Consider the following 18,260-nt stretch of genomic DNA (forward strand, 5'->3'; position numbering starts at 1 on the left):
TCAAGATGAGATTTCCCAATTTAGTAAGACCCCTTGAAGACGACGAGGTTGATAGGTTCGGGGTGGAAGTGCAGCAATGCATGGAGCTGACGAATACTAATCGGTCGAGGGCTTATCCAAAAACACCCCAAAAAGTGACGAAAAGCGTTGGAGTTTACTCCGATTACTTTCAGGGGCCCCATAACAAGGGCTTATAGCACTAAGTAGGGCAATGAGATTCCTATAATTAAATTGCAAATATTGTGTTGACATTTGATTCATCATTTGATAAACTCGCATTTGTGACGTTAATTTACTCTTTGTTTCGCATCTAGTTTTCAGGGAACACCCTGAAGCGATTTTCTCTAATATTCCCTGATAGCTCAGTTGGTAGAGCACTCGGCTGTTAACCGAGTTGTCACAGGTTCGAGTCCTGTTCGGGGAGCCACGGAGAGGTGTCCGAGCTGGCCGAAGGAGCACGATTGGAAATCGTGTAGGCGTCACAAGCGTCTCGAGGGTTCGAATCCCTCTCTCTCCGCCACTCAGGTTAATATATATTGTGGCCCGTTGGTCAAGCGGTTAAGACACCGCCCTTTCACGGCGGTAACACGGGTTCGAATCCCGTACGGGTCACCACTAAAAGAAATAGCATCAAGGGATAATGAATCCCAAGGGTTCGTCGGAGCATGATCTTCGTAAGAGGTTGCATCGCAGTCTCGTAATAGAATGGAGAGCATCCCGTACGGGTCACCAATTAAAAATTAACATCAGGGATGAGAATCCTACAAAGTACATATGGACGCTTAGCTCAGCTGGGAGAGCATCTGCCTTACAAGCAGAGGGTCGGCGGTTCGATCCCGTCAGCGTCCACCATAATATTATCGCGGGGTGGAGCAGTCTGGTAGCTCGTCGGGCTCATAACCCGAAGGTCGTAGGTTCAAATCCTGCCCCCGCAACCAAATCATAATGTGGAGCTGTGGTGTAGAGGCCTAACATGCCTGCCTGTCACGCAGGAGATCGCGGGTTCGAATCCCGTCAGCTCCGCCATTTAAAACATAACAAGGGATGATGAACCCATTGGGTTCGTTGGAGCATAAACTTCAGAAGGATTGCATCGCATTCTCGCACGAAGTAAGAGTATCCCGTCAGCTCGCCATTACAATCATAATAAGTAAGGCTCGATAGCTCAGTCGGTAGAGCAGAGGACTGAAAATCCTCGTGTCGGCAGTTCGATTCTGTCTCGAGCCACCATTTTTAGAAACATTCGCCGTTGTAGCTCAACTGGTAGAGCAACTGACTTGTAATCAGTAGGTTGGGGGTTCAAGTCCTCTCGACGGCACCATTTTGGAGGATTAGCGAAGTGGCCAAACGCAGCAGACTGTAAATCTGTTCCCATCGGGTTCGGTGGTTCGAATCCATCATCCTCCACCATTTATAGGGGCATAGTTTAAAGGTAGAACAGCGGTCTCCAAAACCGTTAGTGTGGGTTCAATTCCTGCTGCCCCTGCCAGAGAAAAAAAGTAAGATAGTAAATTTTTACGGCGGTCGTGGCGAAGTGGTTAACGCACCGGTTTGTGGATCCGGCATTCGAGGGTTCAATTCCCTTCGGCCGCCCCATTGGGGATTAGCCAAGCGGTAAGGCAACGGACTTTGACTCCGTCATGCACAGGTTCGAATCCTGTATCCCCAGCCATTACGCGGACGTGGCTCAGTGGTAGAGCATCGCCTTGCCAAGGCGAGGGTCGCGAGTTCGAATCTCGTCGTCCGCTCCATGATAATTTGGCGCCATAGCCAAGTGGTAAGGCAGAGCTCTGCAAAAGCTTTATCCCCAGTTCAAATCTGGGTGGCGCCTCCACAAATTTAATAGAATGTGTATAATGTGCCGGGGTGGCGGAATTGGCAGACGCACAGGACTTAAAATCCTGCGGTAGGTGACTACCGTACCGGTTCGATTCCGGTCCTCGGCACCATTTTTATTATACGCCCTTAGCTCAGCTGGATAGAGCGTTTGACTACGAATCAAAAGGTCGGGAGTTCGAATCTCTCAGGGCGTGCCATTTGAAACATCATAGAAATACTAAACGCTAGAGATAATTCGAACATTAGAGTTCGTCGGAGCATAAGCTTCGAAAGCAAAAGCATCGCAGTCAGGTACTGCATCTCTCAGGGCGTGCCATTTGAAACATCATAGAAATACTAAACGCTAGAGATAATTCGAACGTTAGAGTTCGTCGGAGCATAAGCTTCGAAAGCAAAAGCATCGCAGTCAGGTACTGCATCTCTCAGGGCGTGCCAGTTAATCTTCATTGATAGACAAAATGTAATGAGATAAAAATATAATTTAATAATATACATGCCGGTGTGGCGGAATTGGCAGACGCGACGGACTCAAAATCCGTTTCCAGCAATGGAGTGGGGGTTCGAGTCCCTTCACCGGCACCATACATAAATGATAACATCTATTTTTAAAAAAATAGATGTTTTTTTGTTTGCGATGTATGCTGTCGAGCTGATGATTTGAAAGAAAACCTATCACCTAGCTAATGGGAAAATAATAGGACTTCGATGATACCAGAAAAATTCTACAATAATGAAAGTATGGATGCGAATATTTCGTTATATATATCTATAATAAGTCTTAACTTTTGCTAAAACCCTGCTGTAGTAATTAATAATTATATCTACATACTTTTTTAAGCAATAATACAGGTTAAAAAAAGATAACGATTACCTGTAAGTTTCATATTAGTTTCATTTAGGGATATCACGAAAAATTCAAACCTTAATAGTATGAAGTTATTAAATAAAGATTTTAAACTGAAAATTACCTCATTCTAAAGATATAAATATACTATACGAGGAGAATCTTGAAATGAAATTACTAATAATAAATGGAACCTTTCTTACGATGAATGGAAATGAAACGATAAAAAATGGATATATGGTTATTGAAAATGAATTCATTCAATACATAGGGAAAGATAAGCCTGAAGGTGAAAATAACTATGATCAAATGATTAATGGGGCCGATCGTATCTATATGCCTGGATTAATAAATACACATACTCATGCAGCGATGTCATTGCTTCGTGGTTATGCGGATGATTTAGCTCTCAAAACTTGGTTAGCAAAGATTTGGCCAATCGAAGCTAAATTTACAAAAGAAGATGTCAAGTGGGGAACCCTTTTGTCCATTTTGGAAATGCTCAAAGGCGGTATCACTTGTTTTGTAGATATGTATCATCATATGGATGAAGTAGCACAATCGGTTGAAATTTCAGGAGTGAGAGCTTGTTTAACTAGAGGTTTAATAGGATTTGGAGGTAAAGAGGCACAACAAGCTATATTAAAAGAGGCTAAGACATTTTCAAAATATTGGAATGGAAAAGCAAACGGAAGAATTACGACGATGATGAGTCCTCATTCTTTGTATACTTGTACTCCTGAATTTATAGAACAAATCCTGCAAGTGGCAAAGGAATTAAAGTTGCCCATTCATATGCATATGTCTGAGACGTTAAGTGAAGTTGAAGAAAATGTGAAACAGTACGGTTTAAGGCCTGTAGCCCATTTGCAAAAGTTAGGTGTGTTTGATCATCCATGTTTAGTTGCTCATGCGGTTTATTTAACAGATGAAGAAATTGATATCTTAAAAGAATTTTCAGTTCATGTCTCACACAATCCAGGAAGTAATTTGAAATTAGCTAGTGGTATCGCCAGATTGCCGAAATTATTGAAAGAAGGGGTTCTTGTTTCTTTAGGAACAGATAGTGCCGCCAGTAATAATAATTTAGATATGATTGAGGAAGTTAGATTAGCAGCATTAATTCACAAAGGAAATACAGGAGATCCCACAGCTATTTCTGCAGTAGACGCTTTACGTTTAGGAACGATCGATGGCGCCAAATCAATATGGTTAAATGATGTAGGTATGTTAAAAGTAGGCATGAGAGCGGATTTCATTGCTATAAATACCGATCAAGCTCATGTATTACCCAAATATGATTTTATTTCAAATATTGTATATTCTGCAAGAGCATGTGATGTTGAAGATGTATGGGTAAATGGAAAACAGCTCGTTAAAAATAAAGAAATGCTCATATTGGATGAGGAACAAATTAAATATGAATTTAATGTCCGTTTTGAAAGGTTAACTAAATTTATGAGCGAACTATAAAGTAAAAATTAGTTAAAAATATTTTGCTCATTTTATTATAAATTAATGTCAGGTTATATCAAACTCATTTATGAAATCAAATCGGCCTTTTCCCATACCTAACCTCACATAAATCTGGTTATTATTTTATCCTTTATAAACCTGCGGTTCAAGTTTAATTTCATCTTTTATATTTCTTACCTCCGTTTTCGTCTATGGTATTAATTTTTTCACTTCTAAATACAATATATAAAGTTTTTTTAGAGGAGGAAAAAGGGTGTGGGTACAATTGGAAAAAGTATTATACGTAAAGAAGCTCTTGATAAAGTAAAAGGTAAATCAAAATATACAGGGGATGACCAATCCGCGATGCTTCATGCAAAAATGCTGATCAGTCCATATGCCCATGCAAAAATAAAACATATAGATACTTCTAAAGCACGGAATACTCCCGGTGTAAGAGCTATATTAACAGGAGATCCTCTCCCTCTCACTGGTGAAGAAATCCGTGATCGTCCACCCATTGCCTATGATAAAGTACGTTATTATGGTGAAGTCGTAGCTGTAGTTGTCGCAGACAATCCAATGCTTGCAAAAAATGCCGCAAATCTAATCAGAGTAACATATGAACCATTACCTGTAGTGAACTCTTCAACTCAAGCTTACGAAAAAAATGCCCCCTTAGTTCATGAAAATTTAGATTCATATCAACATCTGAAGGAAGCTTTCCCAGAAAAAGATACAAACATTGCTAATCGTACAAAAATCAGAAAAGGAAATATAACGTTAGGTTGGAATAAAAGCGATGTTGTAGTTGAGGCAAGTTTTTCTTTCTCTCCATCCGATCATGCTGCTATGGAAACAAGATGTGTGATTGCAGAAATCCGTCAAGATGAAACGATTGTCATTACCTCCTCATCTCAAGCTCCTTTTATTATTAAAAAATTAATGCATGATTATTTTGCTGTTGATGTTGGCAAAGTGATTGTAAATACACCATTTGTTGGTGGTGGTTTTGGAGGGAAAGACTCCGTTCAATTAGAATTGATTGCTTATCTTGCTTCAAAAGCTGTGGATGGAAGAAAAGTGAAGATTTTAAATTCTAGAGAAGAAGATTTAATCACATCACCTGTTCATATTGGACTTGATGCAACTATAAAACTTGGGTGTACGAAAGATGGAAAATTACAAGCAGCAGAAATATTATATTTATTTGATGGTGGTGCGTATTCAGATAGTGCAGTTAGTATCAGCCGCGCAGCAGGCGCTAACTGTACGGGACCTTATCAAATAGATAACATTTGGTGTGACTCTTTATGTATGTATACAAATCATCCTTATGCTGCCCCCTTCAGAGGTTATGGGCATTCAGAAGCAATGTTTGTTTTTGAAAGAACGATGGATATACTAGCTAAAAAAAGTAAGATAGATCCTTTGCAATTACGATTACTCAATGCCATTGTGCCTGGAGATACAACACCTACTCAAGTGCTTGTAAATAAAAGTAATATAGGTAATCTACCTGAATGTATTCATCGATTAAAAACGATCATGAATTGGGATGAAGGGCAGATTGTTAAAATTAGTGATACGAAAGTACGTACAAAAGGAATTTGCTGTATGTGGAAAAACTCGGTGATACCCTCCGATGGTGGATCAGGGGTCATTCTAACCTTTAATCCTGACGGAAGCATCAATATTATTTCTGGAGTTGTAGAAATAGGGACAGGAACTAAAACCGTTCTTACGCAAATGTTAGCTGATAAAATGAAGATCGATATCAATCAAATCTATGTGCAAATGGAAGTCAATACACAGTCCACTCCAGAGCATTGGAAAACCGTAGCCAGTAGAGGTGCATTTATGGCTGGTAGAGCTTTACTTAGTGCTGCAGACGATGCCATTCGACAATTAAAGGATTTAACTGCCTGTATACTAAGATGTTCTAAGGAAGATTTAGAGATCGGATTCGGTAGAGTTTTCCTAAGAGATAACCCCAATATTGGTTTAGATATTAAAGACATTGCCTTTGGTTACAAATATCCTAATGGAAATGTAATTGGAGGTCAAATTATTGGTAGGGGAAACTATATTCAAAGACATATATCTTATTTAAACCCGGAAACTGGAGCAGGAAAATTAGGGCCAGAGTGGGGCGTTGCAGCACAAGGTGTAGAGGTTGAATTTGATGCAATGGATTATACCTACAAAATTATTAAGGCCTTTACAGTAATTGATATTGGTAAAGTGTTAAATGAAAAAGCTGCTCTAGGCCAAGTTATGGGGGGAATGAGCATGGGATTAAGTTTTGCTGCAAGAGAAACTTTTGTATTTGATGAACTTGGAAGAGTATCAAATCCACAATTAAGAACATATCGATCACTCCGGTTTGGTGAACATCCAAAATATGCAGTGGAATTTGTTGAAACTCCTTTTCAAGAGGGTCCATATGGTGCACGTGGTGTTGGAGAACACGGTTTAATTGGTATGCCTGCTGCATTGGCAAACAGTTTATCGATTGCAGCTGGGGTAGAACTGAATCAGTTGCCGCTCATTCCTGAGTTGATATGGAAAATGAAAGAGGGTTCAGTGAATGGTTCCTTTTGATTTTGAATACTATAAACCACTTCTATACGAGAGGCAGTCCAATTATTTCACTCTGAACAATAATGATTATTTACTTTTTTATTGCAGTGTCTAATGCTACTTCAATCATATCATTAAAAGTAGTTTCTTTTTCTTCGGGAGTAGTTTCTTCACCAGTTAAAATATGATTACTTACAGTTAAAATAGATAGTGCGTTTACATCAAATTTAGCTGCTAATGTATATAATGCTGTAGTTTCCATTTCAACTCCGAGTATGCCATAGCGAGCTAACCTTTTAAACTGTGCATTATCATTATAAAATTGATCCGTAGTAAATACGCTACCTACTTTTAGATTTAATCCTTTTTCAATACTTGCGTTATAAGCTCTTTTTAATAAATTGAAGGTAGCTGTAGGAGCATAATCAATAGGTCCAAATTCAATACGATTCATTTGAGAATCTGTTGAGGAGGTTATGGCAAGAATGATATCACGTACTTTCACATCTTTCTGAATTGCCCCACATGTTCCAACTCTAATTAGATTTTCCACACCATAACTTTGAATTAATTCATTTACATAAATGGCGATAGAAGGTACTCCCATTCCTGTTCCTTGAACAGAAATACGTTCATTTTTATATATACCTGTAAACCCTAACATGCCACGAACATTGTTATAACAAAAAATATCTTCTAAGAAGGTTTCTGCGATATATTTTGCGCGTAATGGATCACCTGATAACAGAATTGTTTCTGCGATTTCATTTTTTTTTGCTTCTATATGTATGCTCATTTTAACAACCCTTTCTCGTTTAACTTTAATGAATTTACATCGCGATTTTTAACGATTTGATATTAGTCGTACTTTTACATTCTTCTATTTAAAACTATAAAACAAATCTATGCTGAAGCGGCTTGGTTAATTTCAGATCCCAGTTAGAGATTGGCACAGAAGTTATTGCAGATGGAGAACGATGCACTAATCTTATGATTAATACATACAATTTTATATATTATTTTATGGTGGTGTATGTGTATGAATCTAACTCCTATGGAGGCAGCTACAAAATTTGTGGAATTAAATTTTCCAAACTGTAGTGCTGCTTTTTTGGCTGCGAGTGCAAAGAAAGAAAGTATTAAAAAGAATTCGGATTTAGATATTGTTATTTTTGATGATGAAATCACTTTTCATTTCAGAAGGGTATATGATTACGCCCCATGGCCTGCAGAGGTATTTGGGTTTAATGAAAGCAATTTTAAAGAATTTTTGAATAGAAACGATACATCTGCTTTACCAACAATTTATATCATTTGTACAAAGGGATTTGTAGTTAAAGATAATGGAAAAGCTGAGTCCATTAAAAAAATGTGTGAAGAACATCTCGAACAAGGTCCACCGAGCTGGAGCTTTGATGAATTGAATTTTGCGAGATTTGAAATTACTGATCAGTTGGAAGATTTAATTACTTCACAAAATACAATGGAAAATTATTTTATTGTAAATAAATTATTTACTCTATGTGCTACATTTATTTTAAGGGTAAATGATTTGTGGTTGGGAGACGGTAAATGGTTGTATAGAGAATTGTTTGCATACCATAAAGGGGTATCTGAACAATTTATTTCTGCTTTTGAAAGTTATTATAAAACAAGTGATAAACAACAATTAATTGATTTTATTGATTCTATCTTAGAACCCTATGGGGGTAGGTTATTTGCTGGCTTTTATCAAGAAGAAGAGGAAGAGGATATGATTGAATAAATTGTTAATAATTGCTTTATGTAGGTTAAAAATTATATAGTATGTGTAAAGCTCGCTAATTAGCGGGTTTTTCTTTATAACTTAAGAATTTATAAGTTTTTCAAATTCTAAGTTTCAACAAAAGCTACCACTAATGAAGTATTCGACTACTTCTCCGAGAAGCTTCTATAGGAGCTTTTGTTATAAAAATAATTTCAAATTTTTATTGACATATACCCTGTGGGGGTATAATATATAAATGTGAGGAGGATGAAGTGTTTATGGATATGAATCAAAATAATAAAGTTTTAGAATCTTGTCATGCGGAAGAATCTGAACGAAAAAGTCATCATTCTGAAAAAATGAAAAAGGATCTAATTAAACGCTTGAATCGAATCGAGGGTCAGGTAAGAGGTGTCAAAGGTCTAATAGAAAAAGATACCTACTGTGATGATGTTTTAAATCAGATTGCAGCCGCAAAATCTGCACTAGATAGTGTAGGGAAACTTTTATTAGAAGCTCATATGAGGAGCTGTGTAGTGGACCGTATACAAGAAGGTGAAGATGAAGTTATAGATGAGCTTTTAACTACTGTTCATAAATTATTAAAATAACCAGCTTCATCATATAAGTCCCTCAAAAAACGAATAATAACTATTATATATGGCAAAATATTAAAAGGAGAGTTTAAATTATGAAAAATCAAACATTAAAAGTAGAAGGAATGTCTTGTAACCATTGTGTAAATGCTATTGAAAGTACTTTAAAGGAAATGGGTGTTAAAGGAAGTGTAGATCTAAAAAATGGTTCTGTAGAAGTTAATTATGAAGAGTCAAACATAAACTTAGAAGCTATAAAAGAAGCGATTGAAGAGCAAGGGTATGATGTAGTATAAATGATAAGTTATATTGGGGGAGGATTTTTTTTAAACTAAATTATACCCCCATAGGTATAATGGAAGGTGAGAATAATGGAATCTAAACAGCCTTTACTAAAACAAACATCCCTACAAATTACTGGTATGACCTGTGCAGCATGTGCGAATAGAATAGAAAAAGGATTACAAAAAATAGAAGGCGTAAGTGAAACAAATGTGAATTTTACTTTAGAAAAAGCCAGAGTCTCATATGATCCAACAAAAGTAAATTTTAACGAACTAGAACAGAAAGTTGAAAAATTAGGTTACGGCACAGTGAAAAGTTCAGTAGATTTTGATATAACGGGAATGACCTGTGCGGCCTGTGCCAATAGAATAGAAAAAGGTCTAAATAAATTACCAGGTGTAATTAATGCAAATGTTAACTTTGCTTTGGAAAGCGCACATGTAGAGTATACCTCAGAAGAAGTATCAGTGAAGGATATGATTCAAAAGGTGGGGAAATTAGGTTACAAAGCGATACAAAAAGAAGAACAAGGTAAGGGAGAAGATCATCGTACAGAAGAAATAAAACGGCAAAAAATGAAATTTATCATGTCAGCAATATTGTCATTTCCATTGTTGTGGGCAATGGTAAGTCATTTCTCTTTTACCTCATTTATTTGGTTGCCAGACTTATTTATGAATCCTTGGTTTCAGTTTGCATTAGCAACACCTGTGCAGTTCATCATTGGTAAACATTTTTATATTGGAGCCTATAAAGCATTACGCAATAAGAGTGCCAACATGGATGTATTAGTTTCACTTGGTACTTCTGCAGCTTATTTTTATAGTTTGTATTTAACAATAGAATGGAGCTTGATGGTAGAAAAAGTCCATACACCAGCATTATATTACGAAACGAGTGCAGTTCTAATTACTTTAATCATCTTAGGAAAATTGTTTGAGGCATTAGCTAAAGGAAGGTCATCTGAGGCTATTAAATCTTTAATGGGCTTACAAGCAAAAACAGCGTTAGTTATCCGTAATGGAGTGGAAATGAACATTCCAGTGGAAGAAGTTAGTGTAGGCGAAGTATTGATCGTAAAACCAGGAGAAAAAGTGCCTGTTGATGGAAAAGTAGTTGATGGACATTCTACAATAGATGAATCTATGTTAACTGGTGAGAGTATTCCGATTGAGAAAAAGATCGGTGATAATGTTATAGGTGCAACAATGAACAAAAACGGAGTTATTCAAGTTCAAGCAACAAAAGTAGGTAAAGAAACAGCATTAGCGCAAATTATCAAGGTAGTGGAAGAAGCACAAGGTTCAAAAGCACCAATACAAAGAATTGCTGATCGAATCTCTGGAATATTTGTTCCAATTGTAGTGAGCATAGCTCTATTGGCATTCCTAATTTGGTATTTAATGATTGAACCAGGGGAATTTGCAACTGCACTTGAAATAGCCATTGCGATTTTAGTTATTGCTTGTCCATGTGCGTTAGGTTTAGCGACTCCTACCTCTATCATGGCTGGTTCAGGGAGATCAGCGGAATTTGGTATTTTATTTAAAGGTGGAGAACATTTGGAATCCACTAAGCATATCGATACCGTTATTTTAGACAAAACGGGGACAATTACAAAAGGTGAACCTGAACTAACGGATGTGTTAACTGAGATGGATGAATATGAATTTTTAAAACTTGTTGGAGCCGCAGAAAAAAATTCTGAACATCCTTTAGCAGAAGCAATAGTTAAGGGAATTCTTTCGAAAGGAATTAAACTCCCTTCAATAAATGATTTTGAAGCAATGCCAGGGTTCGGTATACGTGGTATTGTTGAAGAAAAAGTAATTCTTATTGGGACAAGAAATTTGATGGAGCAATACGAAGTTGAGATAAAAAATGCTCAGGAATCTATGGTCACATTAGAACAAGAAGGTAAAACAGCAATGCTTGTCGCTATAGATGGAAAATATGCAGGTATAGTTGCTGTAGCCGATACAATAAAAGAAACATCTGAAGAAGCAGTAAAGCGTCTTAAAAAAATGGGCATTCAGGTTATTATGATCACAGGAGATAATACGCGTACAGCGAAAGCAATTGCGACTCAAGTAGGAATAGATGATGTATTAGCTGAAGTTTTACCAGCGGGTAAAGCTGAGGAAGTGAAAAAACTTCAGAATCAAGGTAAAAAGGTTGCCATGGTTGGTGATGGTATCAATGATGCACCAGCTCTAGCTACTTCGGATATTGGAATGGCAATTGGTACTGGAACTGATGTTGCTATGGATGCAGCCGATGTTACCCTCATGAGAGGAGATTTAAACAGTATTCCTGATTCTATTTATATGAGTCGTAAGACGATGGCTAATATTAAACAGAATCTGTTCTGGGCTCTTGCTTACAATTCATTAGGTATTCCTATCGCAGCGATTGGATTACTGGCTCCATGGGTTGCTGGGGCAGCAATGGCATTAAGTTCTGTTTCCGTGGTATTAAATGCATTGAGATTACAGCGGGTAAAAATCTAATATAGAAACTTGAAATTACATCCTCATTTAATGAGGGTGTTTTTTTATGTTATTTCATAATTTGATAATCACAACTTTATTGCCTTACATACAATATATAAATTCAACTAAAGAGAGCTCGCTGGTTATGGAGCTTAAAGACATGAAGGGAGAAAATGAATGGATTACTTAGATATGCTTGCTAAATTAGGAGTTGGAAATGCTCATCCTGGTGGTTTCTCCGAAACAATAGAACAGTTAGAACAATACCCTATTAAAAAAGGCTCAAAAATTTTAGAAGTAGGATGTGGAACAGGTAGAACAGCTTGTTATTTATCAAGTCAGGGATATAAGGTCACAGCGATCGATATTAGAGAGGATATGTTAGAAAAAGCTAGGGTAAGAGCAAAAGCTGAAAAAGTAAAAGTGAATTTTATCAAAGCTGATGTAACATCTTTACCTTTTGATTCTAATCAGTTTGATGTTGTAATGGTTGAGTCTGTTACAGTTTTTACAGACCATACATTATCCTGTAGTGAATATTTTCGTGTTTTAAAGCCTAAAGGAACATTATATGACAGGGAGATGGTTGTCACCAAAAAGATTCCAGTGAATTATCAAAAAGAAATGATTGAATTTTATGGATTTAAAAAAATGATGTCAGTATTGGAATGGACTGAACAGTTATATGAAGTAGGTTTTAGTCATGTTGAGATTTGGAAGCCGGCCAAATTCAACTCGGATATGTGGAAAAAAGAGATGAAATTTCCTGATGAAAATCAACAAGCAGATGCTGACGTTTATGAAAATAAAGAAGTGTTTGAAGCCGTAAAAAAATATGAAGAGCTGATGAATGCATATCATAAGTATATTGGATATGCGGTTTTAATTGGACAGAAATTATAATTTCTAAACAAAAAAGAGACCTTTTTAAGGTCTCTTAATTATATCTTCTTTCATTTGCACTTATCTTCTGAAGGATCATCACAAAGCAGAGGACATTGATTGACCTCTCGATCTCGTAAAAGTCTTACGATTTCACAAACATCACCTTTTGCATCGATGAAGGTTGTAATATCGGGGCATATAATAGCTTCTCCAAAGTACATGGCTTGAACATCGATATCTTTTTTACAAAAAAGAGCTCCATAGAATGATCTAAGAACACCTGGAGTACCAAAAGAGGCATCAACTGTAACCTGATAAACAGGATTTTTTTCAAATTTAATCCCTAAGGTTTTTAATATATCTTCTAGCCTGCAGTTTGATATAGGATCTTCCTTTTCTGGAGGACCAACAACCATGCGTACAAAGTTGCAATCAGATTTATTTGGAAGTTTAGTTTGAAGATATCCCGTAATAGAAACTTGTTCTATTGGATCTTGAATATTAAAGTTTAAAACACAATGAAGTGTATTGTCATCTACACAAAATGTATATTGTGTACGTATATTAATATCAAAAAAAGATGCTTCTTCATTTATAGTTATCTTTTCAGACTTTAAATGATTTTTTTCAAAATCATTCTGACTCATTTTATTTTCCACCCCCCATCTTTATAATTACTTATATACTATGTATTAATGTTTTCAAATGAGTGGGTAAATGGAATCAAAGTAAAAAAAGAGGAAATATGTACCTAATAGTAAACATATTATCCTCTTTTATATTATTTTTATTTAATCATCAAAGTGAACTTTAACACTATTGTAATCTTCATCGTCGTCAGGCACTTTAGGCATACGAACTTCTAATATCTGATTTTTATAAATGGCTTTTGTATCATAAGTATCAATATGTGTAGGAAGGTCTATTGTTTGTGAATTCCCACTTGGCAGTCCTTTAATTTTAAGTTTGTTTGAATTGAGACCGAGCTTAATTTTTTTATGGTCGATATGTTTTGGAATATATATTTTAGCAATTAAATAATGATGTATATCTAATAGATCTGTTTTTAACTCACCTGTGTTCGTATTCGTTGTAGGTTTACTTGAATCTACATTGGATGTGGATGATGTTCTTGAAAAAGCTTTTTCTATCGTATCAGAAACATATTTATCTATCCATGATAAATCTAAGTTGTTTGGATCTATATTATTTAAATTTGTATTACCCATTTGATCTCTAATAAGCTTGTTAAATTGATGTTGATCAAATAAATTACTCATATTCCCTACCTCTTTCCTATACATATTATTAACTAGTGTATTCTTATCTATCTAAATGTGTGAATTGACAAAAAGAGCAGAACATCTAAAGAAATGGAAACATACAATAAAATATTGAAACCATGAAAAAGGATGTCTGCTTATGCCTGCTATTGTAGGAGCTATAAAAATAATAAGTGTAGGAAGCGGTGCGATTGTTCAATTTGGTGATTCAATTCAAGTGTCTCCTGTAAGTTCATCCAAAACATATGCTGGCTCGGGTTCTTTTAATACTGGGGATTTACCAATTACGAATAACCTTCTTAGTGCAACGAATACATTTGATCCTGATGTGAAAGACCAAACTCAAGATAACTTTGGTGTTGAGGGGAATGTAATATGAATCTAACTGTAAATCAAAGCATCCAAATTGGTATGATTAAAATTGGAGCAATAACCAATTCATCTTTTTTACAAATTGGTAGTGCAGGTGTCATTAAATGTTTATCTAATCTGTATAATACAGGTGGATTTATAGAACCGGCACCCGAACTCGAAGCAATATCAGAAGCCGCAGCTGCTGCTCTGGTTCCTTTGTCACCACCTTCATAATGATATGGACGATGGGGAGGATTATTATGTACCAGGACCCTCAAATGGAACAATATATAAAAAAGCTAACTGATAATTTAATCGAACATCAAAATAAATTAAATAATTTGGAAAAGTTAATGAAACAAATGAAAGAAGATATGAACAAACTAATTGCAAGCAAAAATAATACGATTGAAAAAATAGAATACAATTTTGATCAACTTAAAGTGGAAACTTTAGAGGGTACATTAAACATAGGCATCACACCTGGTGGGAACGGTACAATTGATGAACTTGAAGTTAATGATCAGACGGAACATGAAGTACAGCTAGGGGGAGAAATTGAAAGTGACTGTCATCAAGGCATCAGAGATGAAATCCATCAACATTTAGATGAGGAAGTCCCTAATGCAATAAGAACATTACAGGAAAAGTTCAATTTAGTCATTGGTGAAGAATATACGCAAGAAATGATCAAAGATATTAAAAAACAAATTGATGGTCGAATTCATCATTATTTGAATGATAATGATCACAAAGAATTAAACCAAGATGAAATTAAAAATAATGTTTTGGCAAAAACAAAAAAAGATATAGAGACTTCTATTCTAAATCATTTTCATAAAATTACAGGTAAGGAGAATGAAAACCAATGAATTGTAAGAAGAATTATAAGATGAATTATACAGTGGTAAATAAGGATATTCATGTAGGAGATATTAATATTATTGGTTTAACAGGATCTTCTGTTTTATTAGTAGGAGATACTGAACACATTACAAGTGGTTCTGCTTTTGATACACCACCTGAAGCATTAATTGTTGGACCTCTTGCTCCTTTAGCTCCTGAAACTCCATTCTAAGGAGACTAAATAATGAAAACAACTAAAACAACTAAAACAACTAAAAGAACTTCCGTAGTTGAAAACATAAAAGTCATTTCTATTACTAGAAGTGCTGTTTTTCAAATAGGTGATTCAGTAGAATTAAATCCTAGGACATTTGTTTATGCTGTTCAAAGGGCGGTCCCTGTTTATTTTCCAGGAGAAGGGGATTTTGCTCAATTAGAATTATTTCAAGAGCGAATTCCAAGGCCAACAATTACTGAAAATGTAAAAACAACCTTTATTAATGAAAATCCTAACATTCATGTGGATAGTATTCGAATTTTAGGTATAGGTGGATCCTCAATCTTGCAAGTAGGATCAAATTGTAGTGTAGATACTGAATCGAAAGTAATCAATATAAGGCAATTTATAGATCAAGATTTAGATGATCATACGTATATGCCTACACAATATAAAAAATCAAACTAAAGCTTTTCTCTTATATTTAAAAAACCGACTATGTTCTTAGAACACAGTCGGTTTTCAATTTCAATTTATTATTTTATAGCACTTCCACCCAATACAAAACGGTATTCCCAATGAGTATTTTCAATGTTATTCACTTTAACTCCACCAGATTCTTTAGAGTAAGTGTGTAATATTTTCCCGTCTCCTATATAGATACCTACATGTGTAATACGTTGTTTAGATTTATTAATTCCACTGTAACTGCTTTCCTTGCTACCTTTATAGGACATGAAAAACATAAGATCACCTGGCTGTAAGTTTTTCCAATTTGTTGTTGTATCCCCTATATCTCGAACATAATCTGCTTGTTGTCTTGAATCATATGGTAATTTAACACCTAATGCATCAATGAACGTTCGTCGTACAAAGTCAGAACAATCAAATGTCTTCGTACTATTTCTATTTGATCCATATTCATATGGTGTTCCTAAATATTCCATTCCCGCTTGAATGATTTGATCTGCAGCGTCTGAATTGATATCAGTACCTTGATCTGTACTTGTATTATCAGTATTTGAATTAGAATCTGGGTCCGTTTCATTCTGAGGAGTACTTGTCTCATTGTTAGTAGACAATAATTTTATAAATTTTTTACTGGAGCTAACATAACCAGCTTGTCCATTTTTATCCAGTACTTTATACCAGTATTTATTAACTTTTTCTATAATCGTAACATTCTCCCCAGTTTTTAAATAACGCATTCGATCATAACTTGTTGAAGGTCCAGTTCTAAAAGATACACCTCTGACTATAGTAGCATCTGCTATTGAATTTGTATCTTCAGACAAGTTTAACTCGTTATTATTCCCACTTTCAGTAGTTGGTTTGGTATATTTTTTATTTGCACTTATATACCCAACCTTCCCATTTTTATCTTTTACCTCATACCAATAATCATTCACTTCTGAAATGATTTGTACGTCCTCACCTTTTTTAAGCATTCTTATAATGTCACCTGATGTTGAAGGTGCTTCTCTAAAGTTTACTCCCCATATCACTTCTGCTGTTTGAATTTCACTTGCAAAAGTTAAGTTTTGGACAGGTGCGATATTCAGCACTAAAGTGGCTGCTAAAGCAGTAGAGATCATTTTTTTCTTCATGTTGAATTTCATGTTGAATTTCCTCCTAGTAGTTTTTTCAACAAAAATCAACCATTCCCTTAATGAGCTCGCTTTCATTTTAACATAGATTCATAGACAACTAGACAAGCAAGTTATACCAATCAGCCTGAAACTCAAGACATACCTGTGCTTAAGTAGGTTATGATACTAGACTAAGGTCTAGGATGAAATATGGTCCAGAGTCTGTTTTGTAAGTTAAAAGAATCACCTACAATAATATTAAAGAAATACACAAACAGCAGTTGAAGGTGGTGAAAAAAATGATATTTAATAAAAAGAACTTACTTGCTTTGTTTTTAATACTCTTTGGGGGATTGCTGCTCTTTGATAAACTGGGATTGAATTTTGGCCACAATATATTTTCATTCTTGATTCCATTTGTAGTTATGGGGATCGGTTATCTGGGTATTAAAAATGGGAAATTCATCGGATGGCCACTATTGATTATTGGAGCTTTCATGGTTTTAGGAAAATTTGCTGGGTTGTTTGGAATTATTTTAGCAATTGGACTCATTTTATTTGGAGTTCATTTACTTAAAAAAGAGAGAAGTATTGAATAGAAAGGGGTAGAAAGATGAGCCTTGTAAAAAGAATTAGAGATATTAGCGTTGCAACTTTAAATGATAAAATAGAAAACTCTGAAGATCCTGTTCGTTTCATAGATAAATACTTACAAACACAAAAAACTAAATTGACCCAATTAGAAAAGTTATATCAACAAACGTTAACACATGCACATTCTGTAAAACAGCAATATATGGAGGCTGAAACAACTAGAATAAAAAGAGAAAATCAAGCAGAAATTGCGGTAAAAGCGGGAGAAGAACAGCTTGCAAAGCTAATTTTATTAGAAAAAATGCAAAGTGAAGAAAAAAGTGAACAATATAGGAAATTGTATGAAGATGGAAAAGAAACGATTTTGGAGCTGGAAGAGCAAGTACAATTCTTAAAAGATGAAGTGCAAGAACTTGTTGATAAAAGAGCATTTTACACAGCAAAGATAGAATCAATAAGATTGCAAAAACAATTAAATCAAGTCAATCATTTTATAGAGAAACAAGACTATTATGAACAATCTAAATCTAAGATCGAAAGTTTTCTGAATTAGAATTACAAACAAATGCTTTAAGAGAGGTCAGATCCATTGACTCCAATACAGGATCAACATTTGGATCTAAATTACAATCTGAAGTAGAAAATCAATTT

General features: G+C 35.3%; 18 protein-coding genes, 17 tRNA genes and 1 rRNA gene. 32 read left to right on the forward strand and 4 right to left on the reverse strand.

Going from position 1 to position 18,260, the window contains the following annotated elements; translation table 11 throughout:
* The 20 genes from EPK97_RS20860 to EPK97_RS20955 form a co-directional block, all read left to right on the forward strand.
* Window positions 1-120, forward strand: a 23S ribosomal RNA gene (locus tag EPK97_RS20860); the annotation flags it as partial.
* Window positions 121-351: 231 nt separating this feature from the next.
* A tRNA-Asn gene (locus tag EPK97_RS20865) sits at window positions 352-427 on the forward strand.
* A gap of 1 nt (window position 428) precedes the next feature.
* Window positions 429-520, forward strand: a tRNA-Ser gene (locus EPK97_RS20870).
* Window positions 521-540: 20 nt separating this feature from the next.
* Window positions 541-615: transfer RNA gene (locus EPK97_RS20875), tRNA-Glu, on the forward strand.
* 161 nt (window positions 616-776) lie between these two features.
* Window positions 777-852 (forward strand) — tRNA-Val (locus EPK97_RS20880).
* Window positions 853-861: 9 nt separating this feature from the next.
* A tRNA-Met gene (locus EPK97_RS20885) sits at window positions 862-938 on the forward strand.
* An 11-nt stretch (window positions 939-949) separates the two neighbouring features.
* Window positions 950-1,026 (forward strand) — tRNA-Asp (locus EPK97_RS20890).
* A 128-nt stretch (window positions 1,027-1,154) separates the two neighbouring features.
* Window positions 1,155-1,230, forward strand: a tRNA-Phe gene (locus EPK97_RS20895).
* A gap of 15 nt (window positions 1,231-1,245) precedes the next feature.
* A tRNA-Thr gene (locus EPK97_RS20900) sits at window positions 1,246-1,321 on the forward strand.
* 4 nt (window positions 1,322-1,325) lie between these two features.
* Window positions 1,326-1,410: transfer RNA gene (locus EPK97_RS20905), tRNA-Tyr, on the forward strand.
* A 5-nt stretch (window positions 1,411-1,415) separates the two neighbouring features.
* Window positions 1,416-1,489: transfer RNA gene (locus EPK97_RS20910), tRNA-Trp, on the forward strand.
* Between the two features lie 31 nt (window positions 1,490-1,520).
* Window positions 1,521-1,596: transfer RNA gene (locus EPK97_RS20915), tRNA-His, on the forward strand.
* A 1-nt stretch (window position 1,597) separates the two neighbouring features.
* Window positions 1,598-1,672, forward strand: a tRNA-Gln gene (locus tag EPK97_RS20920).
* Window positions 1,673-1,676: 4 nt separating this feature from the next.
* A tRNA-Gly gene (locus EPK97_RS20925) sits at window positions 1,677-1,751 on the forward strand.
* Window positions 1,752-1,760: 9 nt separating this feature from the next.
* Window positions 1,761-1,834, forward strand: a tRNA-Cys gene (locus EPK97_RS20930).
* A 26-nt stretch (window positions 1,835-1,860) separates the two neighbouring features.
* Window positions 1,861-1,949, forward strand: a tRNA-Leu gene (locus EPK97_RS20935).
* 10 nt (window positions 1,950-1,959) lie between these two features.
* A tRNA-Arg gene (locus tag EPK97_RS20940) sits at window positions 1,960-2,036 on the forward strand.
* 298 nt (window positions 2,037-2,334) lie between these two features.
* Window positions 2,335-2,421: transfer RNA gene (locus tag EPK97_RS20945), tRNA-Leu, on the forward strand.
* Window positions 2,422-2,851: 430 nt separating this feature from the next.
* Window positions 2,852-4,156 (forward strand): amidohydrolase, encoded by a 1,305-nt coding sequence (locus EPK97_RS20950; RefSeq protein ID WP_162038564.1) that lies wholly within the window; start codon window positions 2,852-2,854, stop codon window positions 4,154-4,156.
* 258 nt (window positions 4,157-4,414) lie between these two features.
* Window positions 4,415-6,742, forward strand: a complete 2,328-nt coding sequence (locus tag EPK97_RS20955; protein ID WP_162038565.1) for a molybdopterin cofactor-binding domain-containing protein — start codon at window positions 4,415-4,417, stop codon at window positions 6,740-6,742.
* Between the two features lie 70 nt (window positions 6,743-6,812).
* On the opposite strand, the gene deoD is transcribed toward EPK97_RS20955, so the two are convergent.
* A complete protein-coding gene (gene deoD / locus EPK97_RS20960) occupies window positions 6,813-7,517 on the reverse strand; it encodes a purine-nucleoside phosphorylase (protein ID WP_162038566.1) in 705 nt (234 codons plus the stop codon).
* A gap of 243 nt (window positions 7,518-7,760) precedes the next feature.
* On the opposite strand from deoD, the gene EPK97_RS20965 reads away from it, so the two are divergent.
* The 5 genes from EPK97_RS20965 to EPK97_RS20985 all read left to right on the forward strand — a co-directional run bounded on the left by EPK97_RS20965 (window position 7,761) and on the right by EPK97_RS20985 (window position 12,744).
* Window positions 7,761-8,486 (forward strand): nucleotidyltransferase domain-containing protein, encoded by a 726-nt coding sequence (locus EPK97_RS20965; RefSeq protein WP_162038567.1) that lies wholly within the window; start codon window positions 7,761-7,763, stop codon window positions 8,484-8,486.
* 260 nt (window positions 8,487-8,746) lie between these two features.
* Window positions 8,747-9,079 carry a metal-sensitive transcriptional regulator gene (locus EPK97_RS20970; RefSeq protein ID WP_276609523.1) on the forward strand — a complete coding sequence of 111 codons (333 nt, stop codon included), beginning with the start codon at window positions 8,747-8,749 and terminating at the stop codon, window positions 9,077-9,079.
* Window positions 9,080-9,159: 80 nt separating this feature from the next.
* Window positions 9,160-9,360 carry a copper ion binding protein gene (locus tag EPK97_RS20975; protein ID WP_162038568.1) on the forward strand — a complete coding sequence of 67 codons (201 nt, stop codon included), beginning with the start codon at window positions 9,160-9,162 and terminating at the stop codon, window positions 9,358-9,360.
* 75 nt (window positions 9,361-9,435) lie between these two features.
* The gene (locus EPK97_RS20980) at window positions 9,436-11,859 is read left to right on the forward strand and encodes a heavy metal translocating P-type ATPase (protein WP_162038569.1); all 2,424 of its coding nucleotides are present in this window, start codon (window positions 9,436-9,438) and stop codon (window positions 11,857-11,859) included.
* A gap of 159 nt (window positions 11,860-12,018) precedes the next feature.
* Window positions 12,019-12,744, forward strand: a complete 726-nt coding sequence (locus EPK97_RS20985) for a class I SAM-dependent methyltransferase (RefSeq protein WP_162038570.1) — start codon at window positions 12,019-12,021, stop codon at window positions 12,742-12,744.
* Window positions 12,745-12,794: 50 nt separating this feature from the next.
* Here the strand turns inward: EPK97_RS20985 and EPK97_RS20990 are convergent, their stop codons facing one another.
* Both EPK97_RS20990 and EPK97_RS20995 read right to left on the reverse strand, forming a co-directional pair.
* The gene (locus EPK97_RS20990; RefSeq protein ID WP_162038571.1) at window positions 12,795-13,373 is read right to left on the reverse strand and encodes a hypothetical protein; all 579 of its coding nucleotides are present in this window, start codon (window positions 13,371-13,373) and stop codon (window positions 12,795-12,797) included.
* Between the two features lie 144 nt (window positions 13,374-13,517).
* Window positions 13,518-14,006, reverse strand: a complete 489-nt coding sequence (locus EPK97_RS20995; protein WP_162038572.1) for an Hsp20/alpha crystallin family protein — start codon at window positions 14,004-14,006, stop codon at window positions 13,518-13,520.
* A gap of 142 nt (window positions 14,007-14,148) precedes the next feature.
* Between EPK97_RS20995 and EPK97_RS21000 the strand changes: the two genes are divergently transcribed.
* From EPK97_RS21000 to EPK97_RS21020, 5 genes are read left to right on the forward strand one after another with little or no spacing between them, the layout of a single operon-like run.
* Window positions 14,149-14,388, forward strand: a complete 240-nt coding sequence (locus EPK97_RS21000) for a spore germination protein (protein WP_160645729.1) — start codon at window positions 14,149-14,151, stop codon at window positions 14,386-14,388.
* Complete coding sequence (locus EPK97_RS21005; protein ID WP_162038573.1) at window positions 14,385-14,597, forward strand: spore germination protein GerPB; 213 nt, start codon at window positions 14,385-14,387, stop codon at window positions 14,595-14,597. The genes EPK97_RS21000 and EPK97_RS21005 overlap by 4 nt, the downstream gene beginning before the upstream one ends.
* Before the next feature lie 26 nt (window positions 14,598-14,623).
* On the forward strand, window positions 14,624-15,235 hold the full coding sequence (gene gerPC, locus EPK97_RS21010) for a spore germination protein GerPC (protein WP_162038574.1): 612 nt from the start codon (window positions 14,624-14,626) through the stop codon (window positions 15,233-15,235).
* Between the two features lie 20 nt (window positions 15,236-15,255).
* The gene (locus tag EPK97_RS21015; RefSeq protein WP_162038575.1) at window positions 15,256-15,441 is read left to right on the forward strand and encodes a spore gernimation protein GerPD; all 186 of its coding nucleotides are present in this window, start codon (window positions 15,256-15,258) and stop codon (window positions 15,439-15,441) included.
* 12 nt (window positions 15,442-15,453) lie between these two features.
* Window positions 15,454-15,894 (forward strand): spore germination protein GerPE, encoded by a 441-nt coding sequence (locus EPK97_RS21020; protein WP_162038576.1) that lies wholly within the window; start codon window positions 15,454-15,456, stop codon window positions 15,892-15,894.
* 68 nt (window positions 15,895-15,962) lie between these two features.
* Here the strand turns inward: EPK97_RS21020 and EPK97_RS21025 are convergent, their stop codons facing one another.
* A complete protein-coding gene (locus tag EPK97_RS21025) occupies window positions 15,963-17,045 on the reverse strand; it encodes a C40 family peptidase (protein ID WP_240903908.1) in 1,083 nt (360 codons plus the stop codon).
* A 269-nt stretch (window positions 17,046-17,314) separates the two neighbouring features.
* On the opposite strand from EPK97_RS21025, the gene EPK97_RS21030 reads away from it, so the two are divergent.
* Window positions 17,315-17,614 carry a LiaF transmembrane domain-containing protein gene (locus tag EPK97_RS21030; protein WP_162038577.1) on the forward strand — a complete coding sequence of 100 codons (300 nt, stop codon included), beginning with the start codon at window positions 17,315-17,317 and terminating at the stop codon, window positions 17,612-17,614.
* A 14-nt stretch (window positions 17,615-17,628) separates the two neighbouring features.
* Entirely contained in the window at window positions 17,629-18,162 is a 534-nt protein-coding gene (locus EPK97_RS21035) for a PspA/IM30 family protein (protein ID WP_162038578.1), read from the forward strand.
* The last annotated feature ends 98 nt before the right edge of the window (window positions 18,163-18,260 follow it).

It is taken from the genome of Chengkuizengella sediminis (assembly GCF_010078385.1).
Taxonomy (GTDB): domain Bacteria; phylum Bacillota; class Bacilli; order Paenibacillales; family KCTC-33759; genus Chengkuizengella; species Chengkuizengella sediminis.